Genomic DNA, 12,465 nt, shown 5'->3' with positions numbered 1-12,465 from the left:
CCGGCCGCCTTGTCGCCGTCCCCCGAGCCCTGGCCGGAGTCCGAGCCGCTACAGGCCCGCCAACGCGGCCACCACCGGCCCGCAGCCTCATCACCGCACTTCCAGCGGAGCGCTTGACGCAGGCCACTGACACCCGGCTCAGGAAATCCACAACCACCAAAGGGACGGGCCCCGCACCTCGAAAGGTTGCGGGGCCCGCTGACAAGAACGCGTACGCGACTGCCGGGTGAGCGTCGGACTCAGACGGCTGCCCGGTCCTCCTCGACGAGGAGGTTGCGGGTGCGGTTCGGGTCGAGCGGAATGCCGGGGCCCATCGTGGTGGTGAGGGCGGCCTTCCTGATGTACCGGCCCTTCGCGGCGGACGGCTTCAGACGGAGGATCTCCTCCAGCGCGGCGCCGTAGTTCTCCACCAGCTTGGTGTCGTCGAAGGACGCCTTGCCGATGATGAAGTGCAGGTTCGAGTGCTTGTCGACGCGGAACTCGATCTTGCCGCCCTTGATCTCGGTCACGGCCTTGGCCACGTCCGGGGTCACGGTGCCGGTCTTCGGGTTCGGCATCAGACCGCGCGGGCCGAGGACCCGGCCGAGGCGGCCGACCTTGCCCATGAGGTCCGGGGTGGCGACGACGGCGTCGAAGTCCAGACGGCCCTTCGACACCTCGTCGATCAGTTCGTCGGAGCCGACGATGTCGGCGCCCGCGGCGGTCGCGGCCTCGGCACGGTCACCGGTCGCGAAGACCAGGACCCGGGCGGTCTTACCGGTGCCGTGCGGGAGGTTCACGGTGCCACGGACCATCTGGTCGGCCTTGCGCGGGTCAACACCCAGGCGGAAGGCGACCTCGACGGTGCCGTCGAACTTCGTGGTGGAGGTCTCCTTGGCGAGACGCACGGCTTCGAGCGGGGCGTACAGCTTCTCCCGGTCGATCTTGGCGTCCGCAGCGCGGAGAGACTTACTGCGCTTGCTCACTGCTGCTCCTGATGTCTTCTAAAGGAGTCGTGGTCCGGGCCGAGCAGGCCCTTCCACGTGCCCGGATGCGGTTGTCACCGCACAGGCCTTACGGGTGGTGGAGGTCAGCCCTCGACCGTGATGCCCATGGAACGGGCGGTGCCGGCGATGATCTTCGCCGCGGCGTCCAGGTCGTTCGCGTTCAGGTCGGGCATCTTCGTGGTGGCGATCTCGCGGACCTGCGCCTGGGTGATCTTGGCGACCTTGGTCTTGTGCGGCTCGCCGGAGCCCTTCTGCACGCCCGCGGCCTTGAGGATCATCTTGGCGGCCGGCGGCGTCTTGGTGATGAAGGTGAAGGAGCGGTCGTCGTAGACCGTGATCTCCACCGGGATCACCGAGCCACGCTGCGACTCGGTCGCGGCGTTGTAGGCCTTGCAGAACTCCATGATGTTGACGCCGTGCTGGCCCAGCGCCGGGCCGACCGGCGGAGCCGGATTGGCGGCACCGGCCTGGATCTGGAGCTTGATCAGCCCCGTGACCTTCTTCTTCTTGGGAGGCATTCCGGGTCCTCTGCCTTTTCTTGTCTGTCTTGCCTGTCATGTTGCCGCGAAGGCAACCGCACCACGATAACGGTCAAGGTGGCACAGCCTGAAACCGAGCAGGTCAGACCAACTGTGAAAGCCGGTCTGACCTGGACGAAACTGGGTGTTCCAGAAGGCTCCGAGGAGCTAGTTCTTCTGAATCTGGTCGAAGGACAGCTCGACCGGCGTCTCACGCCCGAAGATCTCGACGAGGCCCTTGACCTTCTTCGAGTCGGCGTTGATCTCGTTGATGGTCGCCTGGAGCGTCGCGAACGGGCCGTCGGTGACGGTGACCGAGTCGCCGACCTCGAAGTCCAGCACCTGGACCTCCATCTTGCGGCTCGGAGCCGGCTTGCCCTCGGCCTCGGCGGCCTCCCGGGCGGCCTTCTCCTCGGCCTCCGGGGCGAGCATCTTGACGATCTCGTCCAGGGTCAGCGGGTACGGGTCGTAGGCGTTGCCCACGAAGCCGGTGACACCGGGCGTGTTGCGGACGACTCCCCAGGACTCGTTCGTCAGATCCATGCGGACGAGAACGTAACCGGGCAGTTTGTTCTGCCGGACGTTCTTGCGCTCGCCGTTCTTGATCTGGACGATCTCTTCCTCGGGGACCTCGGCCTGGTAGATGAAGTCCTCGACGTTCAGCGAGACGGCGCGCTGCTCCAGGTTGGCCTTCACGCGCTTCTCGTAACCGGCGTAGGTGTGGATGACGTACCACTCACCGGGCAGCCCACGAAGCTCCTCGCGGAGGGCGGTGACCGGGTCGACCGGCTCAGCCTCTTCCTCCGCTGCCTCGGCTTCCTCCGGGACTTCTTCCGTGGCTTCCTCGGCGACGGCCGCGTCCTCGTCCGACGCGTCCTCGGCAGCCTCGGTCAGGGCAGCGTCTTCGGTGTTCTCAGTGTTCTCGACGTCGTCGGCGTTCTCGACGTTCTTCTCAGCATCCGCAGCCTCGACGATGTCGAGCTCGTCCTCAACGGACTCCGCCGACTCGATGGCGTCGTTCAGGTTCGGGTCAGACACGGTGGCTGCTTCTTCCTGGATACATGGGGGTGGAACACGCGAAAGGGGGCGCCGGGTACGGCGCCCTTCGCGCTTGGCTCAGCCGAAGACGTACTTGGCCGCCTTGTCGAGTCCAAAGTCAATCACAGTCACCAGACCGATCATGACGACAACAAAGACGATCACCACAGTGGTGTATGTCGTCAGCTGACTGCGAGTCGGCCAGACGACCTTGCGGAGTTCCGCGACGATCTGGCGGTAGAAGAGGGCGAGACGCCTCAGCGGGCCTTTCTTGGCGCGCTTGCCGCCCTTGCGGCCCTTCTTCTTGGACTCCGGCACCTCATCCTGGGCATCAGGCATGTCGATGGAGCCCACGGCGTCCGTCACTCGTCCTCACCTGATTCCGGGTCGTGGCCGTGCCGCGCCCGGTCGAGCCGCACGGCGGGTGCATTGCAGTACGTACATGCGCACACATCCTGACGAAGGAGTGTGTAGCAGGGCCGGAGGGACTTGAACCCCCAACCGCTGGTTTTGGAGACCAGTGCTCTACCAATTGAGCTACGACCCTTTGTTTCCCTTCAACGTACCGCATCCGTCCGGGTGCTCGGTGTGCACCCGGGGCGTGCGGCCGCTGAAGGCCAACGAGGTGAGAGTGTACGTGGTCGGCGGCCGGTCGTCGAACAGAAAGCGCCCGTACGGGCCTTGGCGGAGCCCGCTCAGTCTGTGAAACCCGTGTGCCGTGGACGTTTCGGGTCTGGAACGATGGGGCCCATGAGCGCTGCAACCCCTCCCACCGAGCGCCGGGTCTCCGCCCGAGTCGGTGCGATCTCCGAGTCCGCCACCCTCGCTGTGGACGCCAAGGCCAAGGCCCTGAAGGCCGCAGGACGTCCGGTGATCGGCTTCGGCGCCGGTGAGCCCGACTTCCCGACGCCGGACTACATCGTCGAGGCCGCCGTCGAGGCGTGCAAGAACCCGAAGTACCACCGCTACACGCCGGCCGGTGGCCTTCCCGAGCTGAAGGCCGCGATCGCCGCCAAGACGCTGCGCGACTCCGGCTACGAACCCGAGGTCTCGCAGATCCTGGTGACCAACGGCGGCAAGCAGGCCATCTACGAGGCGTTCGCCGCGATCCTCGACCCGGGTGACGAGGTGATCGTTCCGGCTCCGTACTGGACGACGTACCCGGAGTCGATCCGCCTCGCCGGCGGCGTCCCGGTCGAGGTCGTCGCCGACGAGACCACCGGCTACCGCGTCTCGGTCGAGCAGCTGGAGGCGGCCCGTACGGAGAAGACCAAGGTCGTCCTCTTCGTGTCCCCGTCCAACCCGACCGGCGCCGTCTACAACCTGGCCGACACCGAGGCCATCGGCCGCTGGGCCGTCGAGCACGGCCTGTGGGTGATGACGGACGAGATCTATGAGCACCTCGTCTACGGAGACGCGGCCTCCGTGTCGCTGCCGGCCCTCCTGCCCGAGCTGCGTGACAAGTGCGTCGTGGTCAACGGTGTGGCGAAGACGTACGCGATGACGGGTTGGCGCGTCGGCTGGATCATCGGCCCGAAGGATGTGGTCAAGGCCGCGACGAACCTCCAGTCGCACGCCACCTCCAATGTGTCGAACGTGGCGCAGATCGCCGCGCTCGCCGCCGTCTCGGGCGATCTGGAGGCCGTCGCCAAGATGCGTGAGGCCTTCGACCGGCGCCGCAAGACCATCGTGCGGATGCTGAACGAGATCGACGGCGTCGTCTGCCCCGAGCCCGAGGGCGCCTTCTACGCGTACCCCTCCGTGAAGGCCCTCATCGGCAAGGAGATCCGCGGCAAGCGTCCGAAGGACACGGTCGAGCTGGCCGCCCTGATCCTGGAGGAGGTCGAGGTCGCGGTCGTTCCGGGCGAGGCCTTCGGCACTCCGGGTTACCTGCGGCTGTCGTACGCCCTCGGGGACGAGGACCTCGTCGAGGGTGTCTCCCGGATGCAGAAGCTGCTGGCGGAGGCACGGGCCTGAGGTCTCGCGGAGGACCACCGCCCCGGAACGTTCCGGGGCGGTGGTCCTCTGTCGTTTGTGCGAGCAAGACCACGTTCGGGGAAAGCGCTACCGACTCGACAGCGACGTACGGCAGGATCTTGGGATGGAGCACGTACGTGATGTCTCTGAGTTGCCGAAAGCCCATCTGCACCTGCACTTCACCGGGTCGATGCGGATCACCACCCTGCTGGAGCTGGCCGACAAGCACGGGATCCATCTTCCCGACGCGCTGACCAGCGGGGAGCCGCCGAAGCTGCGCGCCACGGACGAGCGGGGCTGGTTCCGTTTCCAGCGGCTGTACGACGCGGCGCGGTCTTGCCTCAGAGAGCCCGAGGACATTCAGCGGCTGGTGCGCGAGGCTGCCGAGGAGGACCTCAGGGACGGCTCCGGCTGGCTGGAGATCCAGGTCGATCCGACGTCGTACGCGCCTCGCCTGGGCGGGCTGATTCCGGCCCTGGAGGTCATCCTGGACGCGGTGGACTCGGCCATGCGCGAGACCGGGCTCGGGATGCGGGTCCTGGTGGCCGCGAACCGTATGAAGCACCCGCTGGACGCCCGCACGCTGGCCCGTCTGGCCGTGCGGTACGCGGACCGCGGCATCGTCGGCTTCGGGCTCTCCAACGACGAACGCCGGGGCATGGCACGGGACTTCGACCGGGCCTTCGCCATCGCGCGCGAGGGCGGGTTGCTGGCCGCTCCGCACGGCGGCGAGCTGACGGGTCCCGCGTCGGTGCGCGACTGCCTGGACGACCTGGACGCATCACGGATCGGGCACGGGGTGCGGGCCGCCGAGGACCCGCGTCTGCTGAAGCGGCTCGCGGACCGCGGGATCACGTGTGAGGTGTGCCCGGCGTCGAACGTGGCCCTTGGGGTGTACGAAAAGCCGGAGGACGTCCCCTTGCGCACGCTTTTCGAAGCCGGGGTCCCCATGGCACTGGGTGCGGACGATCCCCTTCTCTTCGGCTCGCGCCTGGCCGCCCAGTACGAGATCGCGCGCCGCCATCACGGTTTCACCGATGCGGAACTGGCCGAACTGGCACGGCAGTCGGTACGGGGATCGGCTGCGCCCCGGGACGTCAAGGAGAAGCTTCTCTCCGAGATCGACGCCTGGCTCACGGCTCCGGCTGGGTGAGAGGGCCGGTCAGAGGCTGACGCCCACCATCACCGGCTCGTTGACCAGTGTGATCCCGAAGGCGGCGTGGACTCCGGCGACAACCTCGCGGGCCAGCGCGAGCAGGTCCTCGGTGGTGGCCTCGCCGCGGTTGGTGAGGGCGAGGGTGTGCTTGGTGGAGATGCGTGCGGGGCCGGTGCCGTAGCCCTTGGTGAAGCCCGACTTGTCGATCAGCCAGGCCGCGGAGGTCTTGGTGTGGCCATTGCCCGCCGGGTACGCGGGCGGGGTGGCGTCCGTGCCCAGACGCGCCTGCACGCGTGCGTGGAACGCCGCGAACTCCTCGTCCGTGAGGATCGGGTTGGTGAAGAAGGACCCTGCCGACCAGGTGTCGTGATCCTCGGGGTCCAGGACCATGCCTTTGCCGGAGCGCAGCTTCAGGACGGTCTCGCGGGCGGCCGCGAGGGGTACGCGCTCGCCGGCCTCGACACCCAGGGCGCGGGCGGTCTCGGCGTACTTGATCGGCGCGGAGAGCCCGTCCGCGTCCTCCAGCGCGAAGCGGACGCGCAGGACGACGAAGCGCTCGGGGTCGGCCTTGAAGCGGCTGTGGCGGTATGAGAAGGCGCAGTCGGCGTTCGGAACGGTGACCGTTTCGCGGGTCTTCCGGTCGTATGCGATCACTTCGGTGATCGTCGACGACACTTCCTGGCCGTACGCGCCTACGTTCTGGATGGGTGTCGCGCCCGCGGAGCCGGGGATTCCGGCGAGGCACTCGATGCCTGCGAGGCCCGCTTCGACGGTGTGGGCGACCGCGTCGGTCCATACCTCACCGGCGGCCAGCTCCAGCTTCGTACCGTCGAGTTCGAAGCCGGGCGTGGCGATGCGCAGGGCGGTTCCCGCGAAGCCCTTGTCGCCGATGACCAGGTTGGAGCCGCCACCGATGAGCAGCAGCGGCGTACCGGTGTCATCGGCCTCGCGGACGGCGGCGACCACCTCGGCGTCGGTCGTCGCGGTGATCAGCCGTGCGGCGGGACCGCCGAGCCGGAAGGTGGTCAGAGGGGCGAGTGGGGCGTCGTGGAGTTCCTGCACGGGCACAAGGGTACGAGAACGGCCCCGCCGGTCAGGGCGGGGCCGTTCTCCGTGTGGCTCGGCTACAGGCGCCGGAGCGCGTCCGACCAGTCCAGCGGGAGGTCGTCGGTGGTCACCGTCCAGGTGGCGAACTTCGCGTCTCGCATCTGAGGGCCGAGTCCTCGGGCTGTCGGCGCATGGGTGCCGGAGCGGGCGAAGGCCTTGAGCGCCGCGGGTGACTCCCAGGCGGACAGCGTCCAGAAGGTCCGCCGCATCGGCGCCGCCTTCAGGGAGACCCCGTACGCGCCCGGAGCCTTGCGCACCTGCTGCCAGACACCCGGCGTCCTGGCGAGGAACTTGAGCGCTCCCCAGAGGGTGCGGGTTTCGAAGCGGGAGGCGAAGACGTGCGCTTCGGTGCGCTCCGGTGGGATGTTCGGCACGGTCCAGGGAAGGGTGGGCATGACCAGTCTCCTTCTAGGGTTTGATCTCCGAACTCGTGTGGGTTTGCTGTCTGAACTCGCGACGAACCGAGGGTTCGGTTTCCGAATTCAGCGCGAGGCCGTCTCCAGTACCGGCGCGGGCGCCGCCTCGTCGTCCCGTGTCCGTACCTCGGCCGTGCGACGGCGAGCCGGGATGAGCAGTGCGGCGACGCCTGCCACGGCCACGGCGGAGGCACCGACCCACAGTGCGGGCCTGAGTCCGTCCACGAAGGTCTGGCCGGTCTCGTAGCCACCCTGCGCGGAGAAGATCGAAGCCATCACCGCGATGCCGAGCGCGCCGCCGACTTCGCGCAGTGCGTTGTTGGCACCGGACGCGATCCCTTGTTCCTGCCCCCGGACGCTGGACATGACCAGGCTGGAAGCCGGGGCGAAGAAAAGCGACATGCCGACGCCGCTGATGATCAGGGCGGGCAGCTGCGCGGCGAACGAAGTGTCGGTCTCGACGATCGAAGCGAACCAGCCCAACCCGGCAGCCTGCAGGAACAGTCCCGCGGCGACGACCGGCCGCCCGCCGATCCGGTCGGACAGATAGCCGGCGACCGGCGCGATGAGCATCGGCATACCGGTCCAGGGCAGCATCCGCAGTCCCGCCTCGGTGGGCGAGTAGCCGAGAACGCCCTGCAGGTACTGGCTGAGCAGGAAGATCGAGCCGAACATCCCGAGGAACATCAGCAGGCTGGCCGCGTTGATTCCGGCGAAGGCCCGGTTGCGGAAGAGCCGCATCGGCAGCATCGGATGCTTGGCATGGCTACCGTGGTGTACGAAGCCGGCGAGCAGGGCCGTACCCCCGAACAAGCCCAGAAGGACGAGTCCGTCGGTCCAGCCGACGACAGGCGCGCGGACCAGGCCGTACACGATGCCGAACAAGCCGCCGCTGGCGAGCAGAGTGCCGGCGATGTCGAGCGGGGCACCCGAGCCGTACGACTCCGAGAGGCGCAGCCGGGCGAGCGGAAGCAGGGCCAGGCCTAGCGGCACGTTCAGCCAGAAGATCCAGTTCCAGGAGACGTGTTCGGTGAGGCTGCCGCCGATGAGCGGCCCGGAGGCGACCGCGAGCCCGTTGACGGCGCCCCAGATCCCGTACGCCATTCCGCGTTTTGCGGCGGGCACGGCGGCCGTCAGCAGGGTCAGCGTCAGCGGCATCATGATCGCGGCGCCGACACCCTGCACCGCGCGGGCGGCGATCAGCGAGTCGATGCCGGGCGCCATGGCCGCGGCGGCCGAGGCGCCGGTGAAGATCGTGATGCCGACGAGGAAGAGCCGACGCCGGCCGTACCGGTCCCCGAGCGCCGCACCGAACATCAGCAGCACGGCGAAGGTCAGCGTGTACGCGCTCACGGTCCATTCCAGGTCGTCCATCCCTCCCCCGAGGTCCTCCCGGATCGACGGCAGAGCGGTGGTGACGACGAGGTTGTCGAGCGCCGCCATGAACCCGGCGACGCTGGTGATGACGAGGGCCCAGGCTGCTCCCCCGCGACGTGGTGTCTCCTGTGACATCTCTCCCCCAGAGAGCTGGTTAGTTATTGATGACTAACTTTCGCGGGCACAGAGAAGGCACCGATCTACGCCACTGCGGTTTCAGTGTTCGAGCCGACCCTTGGTCCGGGCCGATGGGTAGAGCCCCTCCCACACCCGGTGTTCGGGCGGAAACCCCATGGCCACCAGGCAGTTGACGAGCATGCCATAGGCCAAGAAGGTCGTGGTTTCGTTCACGTCAGCGCCAAGCGGTACGTGGACGGTGTCCCACAGGCGCATCCAGCCGGCCCGTACCGCCTCACCGAACTCGTGGTCACCCGCCTCCTCGGCAGCCCCCACCGCGGCATACATCTGCATCTGCATCAGCAGCAGCTCTGGCTGCTCCGCGATGAGCTTGGTGTACGCGTCCGCCATGGAATGCAGGGCCTCTTCGCCCTCCAACCCCTTGGCGGCCTCCTCGAAGGTACGGCGGGTGCCCTCGGTACAGCGCTCCGCCGCCGCGAGGAAGATCGCCTTCTTGCCGGGGAAGAGGCGGAAGAGATACGGCTGCGAGACACCCACCCGCTTGGCGATCGCCTCGGTGGACGTGCCGTAGTAGCCGCCCCGGGCGAACTCGCCCACCGCCGCACGGATGACGCTCTCGCGCCTCTCTTCTGCACTCATCCTGACCACGAGAATGAAGTTAGTGGCCAATCACTACCTACGTCAAGGGCTGCCCTGGGAGCCATGCAGAGCACATGAGTAAGGGGCACGCCTCCATTGAGGGTGCCCCTTACTCTGCGGTGTCATCAGGCCAGTCGTACGACCGCCCGCGACATCCCCAGGACCTTCTGTCCCGCGCTCATCGCCGTGAGGTCGACGCGGACGGTGTTGTCGTCCAGCTTGGCCGCGACCTTGGCGCTGACCTCGATCGTGGCCCCCTTGTCGTCGTTCGGGACGACCACGGGCTTGGTGAAGCGCACGCCGTACTCGACGACGGCGCCCGGATCGCCCACCCAGTCGGTGACGACCCGGATCGCCTCGGCCATGGTGAACATGCCGTGCGCGATGACATCGGGGAGACCGACCTCGACCGCGAACTTCTCGTTCCAGTGGATCGGGTTGAAGTCCCCGGAGGCGCCCGCGTACTGCACGAGCGTGGCGCGGGTCACGGGGAAGCTCTGAGCCGACAGTTCCGTGCCGACCTCGATGTCGTCGTACGCGATCTTCGCCGCCATACGTCTCAGCCCTCCTCTGCCGCGCGGGCCACGAGCTTCGTCCAGGCGGTCACCACATGCTCGCCCGCCTCGTCGTGGACCTCACCCCGGATGTCCAGGATGTCGTTGCCCGCCATGGACTTGATCGCCTCGATGGTCGAGACGACCGTCAGCCGGTCCCCCGCGCGCACCGGGCGCTTGTAGGCGAACTTCTGGTCGCCGTGCACCACCCGGCTGTAGTCGAGGCCCAGTTGGGGGTCCTGGACGACCTGCCCCGCGGCCTTGAAGGTGATCGCGAACACGAAGGTGGGCGGGGCGATCACATCGGCGTACCCGAGCGCCTTGGCGGCTTCCGGGTCCGTGTAGGCGGGGTTGGGATCCCCCACTGCCTCCGCGAACTCGCGGATCTTCTCCCGGCCGACCTCATAGGGATCGGTGGGCGGGTAGGACCGCCCCACGAAGGACTGGTCGAGCGCCATGGCCCGGTACCTCCTGATGGTCGCTGTGATGGCCCGGAACAAGCATGCGTGCGGTCGGCCCTGCCGGCCGACAACGACGCGAGGCCGCCCCCGTTAGCTGGGGACGGCCTCGTGTACGAGCCTGTTTTATCGCGTCTCGCGGTGCGCGGTGTGCGCATTGCAACGCGGGCAGTGCTTCTTCATCTCAAGACGGTCCGGGTTGTTACGCCGGTTCTTCTTGGTGATGTAGTTCCGCTCCTTGCACTCCACGCAGGCCAGCGTGATCTTCGGGCGGACGTCGGTGGCAGCCACAGGAGTGCTCCTTGACGAACGGATAGGACATTAACGCACAGAAGAGTAGCCGATCGAAGGACCGACCCCACAATCGGCTACTGTCAGTAGCGGTGACCGGACTTGAACCGGTGACACAGCGATTATGAGCCGCTTGCTCTACCGACTGAGCTACACCGCTGTGATGCGATCGGCCCCGCCTTGCGGCGGGGACCTCTCACACCAGAGCCCCAATACGGAATCGAACCGTAGACCTTCTCCTTACCATGGAGACGCTCTACCGACTGAGCTATTGGGGCGAGCGATGAAGACATTACACGCTCGGCCGCCGTTCGCCCAAATCCGTTTCGCCGTACCTGTCCGGCCCCGCTCGCGGCGTTCTGCGCAGCTCCCAGGGGCTCCACAGGCGTTCCAACAGCCCCATATGCACGGCGGACCACACCGGTACGACTATTCCGCTCCTCCTCGAAGCGCACTGTCAGCCACCCTAGGCTCGACTCACGCTGCGTGATCACTCGTTCCCCTGCGCAGCCGCCCGAGACCCAGGAGCGCGATGCCCGACAGCCGGCCGCAGCAGCCCCCTTCCTCGTCGTCGGGTTCCTCGTCGGGCCGGGCCGATGGCTCCGCCCTGCTGCTGTGCGGTGCGCGGCTCACCGACGGCCGGACCGTGGACGTGCGGCTGGGCGGCGGGCGCATCGAGGCGGTCGGCACGGCCGGCAGCCTCAGCATGCACACCACGCGCGTGGATCTCGCCGGCTATCTGCTCCTGCCGGCCCCCGCGGAGCCGCACGCCCACGCCGACACGGCCCTGTCGGCCGACGGCGACGGTCCGATCCCGTACGACGATCAGGACGTCCAGCGCCGCACGACCGAGGCGGCGTTGCTGCACCTCGGGCACGGGGCCACGGCGTTGCGTTCCCACGTACGCATCGGCGATGTGCAGGGGCTCGGCGCGCTGGCGGCGGTGCTCCAGGCGCGGCGCGCGCTGCGGGGACTCGCCGAACTGACGGCGGTGGCGATGCCGCGGGTGCTGACCGGGCTCGCCGGGGCCGAGGAGCTGGCGATGCTGCGGGACGCGGTGAAAATGGGTGCCTCCGTAGTGGGCGGTTGTCCGGATCTCGACCCCGATCCGACGGGGTATGTGGAGACGGTCCTGGAGGTCGCTTCGGAGCATGGCTGCCCGGTCGATCTGCACACGGACGGTGACGATCCGGCGCGGCTCGCGCGGCTCGCGGCGTTGACGGGCGGGCTACGGCCCCGGGTGACGCTCAGCCCGTGCGGCGGCCTCGGGCGGCTGCCCTCGGAGGTGGCGTCGCGGGCCGCGGACCAGCTCGCCGCGGCCGGGGTGACCGTCGTCTGCCTGCCCCAGGGCGGCTGTTCGGGCGTCGACCGGCGCGGGACGGCTCCGGTACGACTGCTGCGGGCGGCCGGGGTACGGGTCGTTGCGGGCAGCGGCGCCCTGAGGGACGTAACGAACCCTGTGGGGCGCGGAGATCCGCTGGAGGCGGCGTATCTGCTGGCCTCACGCTACGGGCTGCAGCCCGAGGACGCGTACGACGCGGTGAGTTCGTCGGCGCGTGCGGCGCTCGGGCTGCCCGAGGTGCGGGTGGAGGCCGGCTTCCCGGCCGAGCTGCTCGCCGTGCGCGGGGACCGGCTGGCGGGGGCGCTGTCGCTGGCGTACAGCCGGATCGTGGTGCACCAGGGCCGGGTGGTGGTCCGGACGAATGCGGTGCGGGAGTTCTGCGGCTCGGCTGCGGCTGTGGCCTTGGATCTGCCCCGGCAGGGGCGGGTGGGGGAGCCGTCCTGAGGCGAGGGCGTTGGGCGGGCTGGG

At 68.3% G+C, this 12,465-nt stretch carries 14 protein-coding genes and 3 tRNA genes; 3 read left to right on the top strand and 14 right to left on the bottom strand.

What is annotated here, in order from left to right:
* Positions 1–239 precede the first annotated feature (239 nt).
* The 5 genes from rplA to OP79_RS09715 all read right to left on the bottom strand — a co-directional run bounded on the left by rplA (position 240) and on the right by OP79_RS09715 (position 3,089).
* Positions 240–965 carry a 50S ribosomal protein L1 gene (gene rplA / locus OP79_RS09735; protein ID WP_033319615.1) on the bottom strand — a complete coding sequence of 242 codons (726 nt, stop codon included), beginning with the start codon at positions 963–965 and terminating at the stop codon, positions 240–242.
* Positions 966–1,069: 104 nt separating this feature from the next.
* Positions 1,070–1,504, bottom strand: a complete 435-nt coding sequence (gene rplK / locus OP79_RS09730) for a 50S ribosomal protein L11 (RefSeq protein WP_033319614.1) — start codon at positions 1,502–1,504, stop codon at positions 1,070–1,072.
* A gap of 168 nt (positions 1,505–1,672) precedes the next feature.
* A complete protein-coding gene (gene nusG, locus OP79_RS09725) occupies positions 1,673–2,542 on the bottom strand; it encodes a transcription termination/antitermination protein NusG (RefSeq protein WP_033319613.1) in 870 nt (289 codons plus the stop codon).
* Positions 2,543–2,620: 78 nt separating this feature from the next.
* Positions 2,621–2,908, bottom strand: coding sequence for a preprotein translocase subunit SecE (secE, locus tag OP79_RS09720; RefSeq protein ID WP_033319612.1), 288 nt, complete (start codon positions 2,906–2,908; stop codon positions 2,621–2,623).
* A gap of 108 nt (positions 2,909–3,016) precedes the next feature.
* Positions 3,017–3,089: transfer RNA gene (locus tag OP79_RS09715), tRNA-Trp, on the bottom strand.
* A 203-nt stretch (positions 3,090–3,292) separates the two neighbouring features.
* On the opposite strand from OP79_RS09715, the gene OP79_RS09710 reads away from it, so the two are divergent.
* Positions 3,293–4,519: a pyridoxal phosphate-dependent aminotransferase gene (locus tag OP79_RS09710; protein WP_033319611.1), complete on the top strand. Its 1,227-nt coding sequence runs from the start codon at positions 3,293–3,295 to the stop codon at positions 4,517–4,519.
* A gap of 124 nt (positions 4,520–4,643) precedes the next feature.
* Positions 4,644–5,672 carry an adenosine deaminase gene (locus OP79_RS09705; RefSeq protein ID WP_033319610.1) on the top strand — a complete coding sequence of 343 codons (1,029 nt, stop codon included), beginning with the start codon at positions 4,644–4,646 and terminating at the stop codon, positions 5,670–5,672.
* A 9-nt stretch (positions 5,673–5,681) separates the two neighbouring features.
* Here the strand turns inward: OP79_RS09705 and OP79_RS09700 are convergent, their stop codons facing one another.
* The 9 genes from OP79_RS09700 to OP79_RS09660 all read right to left on the bottom strand — a co-directional run bounded on the left by OP79_RS09700 (position 5,682) and on the right by OP79_RS09660 (position 10,933).
* Positions 5,682–6,743: a UDP-N-acetylmuramate dehydrogenase gene (locus OP79_RS09700; protein WP_245685263.1), complete on the bottom strand. Its 1,062-nt coding sequence runs from the start codon at positions 6,741–6,743 to the stop codon at positions 5,682–5,684.
* A gap of 56 nt (positions 6,744–6,799) precedes the next feature.
* Positions 6,800–7,177, bottom strand: a complete 378-nt coding sequence (locus tag OP79_RS09695) for a DUF3291 domain-containing protein (RefSeq protein WP_033319609.1) — start codon at positions 7,175–7,177, stop codon at positions 6,800–6,802.
* Between the two features lie 87 nt (positions 7,178–7,264).
* A complete protein-coding gene (locus OP79_RS09690) occupies positions 7,265–8,710 on the bottom strand; it encodes an MFS transporter (RefSeq protein WP_033319608.1) in 1,446 nt (481 codons plus the stop codon).
* Between the two features lie 81 nt (positions 8,711–8,791).
* Positions 8,792–9,352 (bottom strand): TetR/AcrR family transcriptional regulator, encoded by a 561-nt coding sequence (locus tag OP79_RS09685; protein ID WP_033319607.1) that lies wholly within the window; start codon positions 9,350–9,352, stop codon positions 8,792–8,794.
* A gap of 125 nt (positions 9,353–9,477) precedes the next feature.
* A complete protein-coding gene (locus OP79_RS09680; RefSeq protein WP_033319606.1) occupies positions 9,478–9,906 on the bottom strand; it encodes a MaoC family dehydratase in 429 nt (142 codons plus the stop codon).
* A 5-nt stretch (positions 9,907–9,911) separates the two neighbouring features.
* The gene (locus OP79_RS09675) at positions 9,912–10,364 is read right to left on the bottom strand and encodes a MaoC family dehydratase N-terminal domain-containing protein (protein ID WP_033319605.1); all 453 of its coding nucleotides are present in this window, start codon (positions 10,362–10,364) and stop codon (positions 9,912–9,914) included.
* A gap of 126 nt (positions 10,365–10,490) precedes the next feature.
* Positions 10,491–10,655, bottom strand: coding sequence for a 50S ribosomal protein L33 (rpmG, locus tag OP79_RS09670; RefSeq protein ID WP_003948671.1), 165 nt, complete (start codon positions 10,653–10,655; stop codon positions 10,491–10,493).
* Between the two features lie 87 nt (positions 10,656–10,742).
* Positions 10,743–10,815, bottom strand: a tRNA-Met gene (locus OP79_RS09665).
* Positions 10,816–10,860: 45 nt separating this feature from the next.
* Positions 10,861–10,933 (bottom strand) — tRNA-Thr (locus OP79_RS09660).
* 254 nt (positions 10,934–11,187) lie between these two features.
* Here OP79_RS09660 and OP79_RS09655 point away from each other — a divergent pair.
* Entirely contained in the window at positions 11,188–12,441 is a 1,254-nt protein-coding gene (locus OP79_RS09655; RefSeq protein ID WP_033319604.1) for an amidohydrolase family protein, read from the top strand.
* The last annotated feature ends 24 nt before the right edge of the window (positions 12,442–12,465 follow it).

This window comes from Streptomyces yerevanensis (assembly GCF_000716805.1).
Classification (GTDB): Bacteria; Actinomycetota; Actinomycetes; order Streptomycetales; family Streptomycetaceae; genus Streptomyces; species Streptomyces flaveus.
The sequence above is the reverse complement of the archived record's forward strand: the minus strand, read 5'-3'. Positions and strand labels throughout refer to the sequence as shown.

Excerpts from the sequence above, each read along its gene's own strand:
- rplK (WP_033319614.1), bottom strand. The coding sequence starts at position 1,504 with ATGCCTCCCAAGAAGAAGAAGGTCACGGGGCTGATCAAGCTCCAGATC.
- OP79_RS09710 (WP_033319611.1), top strand. The coding sequence starts at position 3,293 with ATGAGCGCTGCAACCCCTCCCACCGAGCGCCGGGTCTCCGCCCGAGTC.
- OP79_RS09705 (WP_033319610.1), top strand. The coding sequence starts at position 4,644 with ATGGAGCACGTACGTGATGTCTCTGAGTTGCCGAAAGCCCATCTGCAC.
- OP79_RS09695 (WP_033319609.1), bottom strand. The coding sequence starts at position 7,177 with ATGCCCACCCTTCCCTGGACCGTGCCGAACATCCCACCGGAGCGCACC.
- OP79_RS09690 (WP_033319608.1), bottom strand. The coding sequence starts at position 8,710 with ATGTCACAGGAGACACCACGTCGCGGGGGAGCAGCCTGGGCCCTCGTC.
- OP79_RS09685 (WP_033319607.1), bottom strand. The coding sequence starts at position 9,352 with ATGAGTGCAGAAGAGAGGCGCGAGAGCGTCATCCGTGCGGCGGTGGGC.
- OP79_RS09680 (WP_033319606.1), bottom strand. The coding sequence starts at position 9,906 with ATGGCGGCGAAGATCGCGTACGACGACATCGAGGTCGGCACGGAACTG.
- OP79_RS09675 (WP_033319605.1), bottom strand. The coding sequence starts at position 10,364 with ATGGCGCTCGACCAGTCCTTCGTGGGGCGGTCCTACCCGCCCACCGAT.
- OP79_RS09655 (WP_033319604.1), top strand. The coding sequence starts at position 11,188 with ATGCCCGACAGCCGGCCGCAGCAGCCCCCTTCCTCGTCGTCGGGTTCC.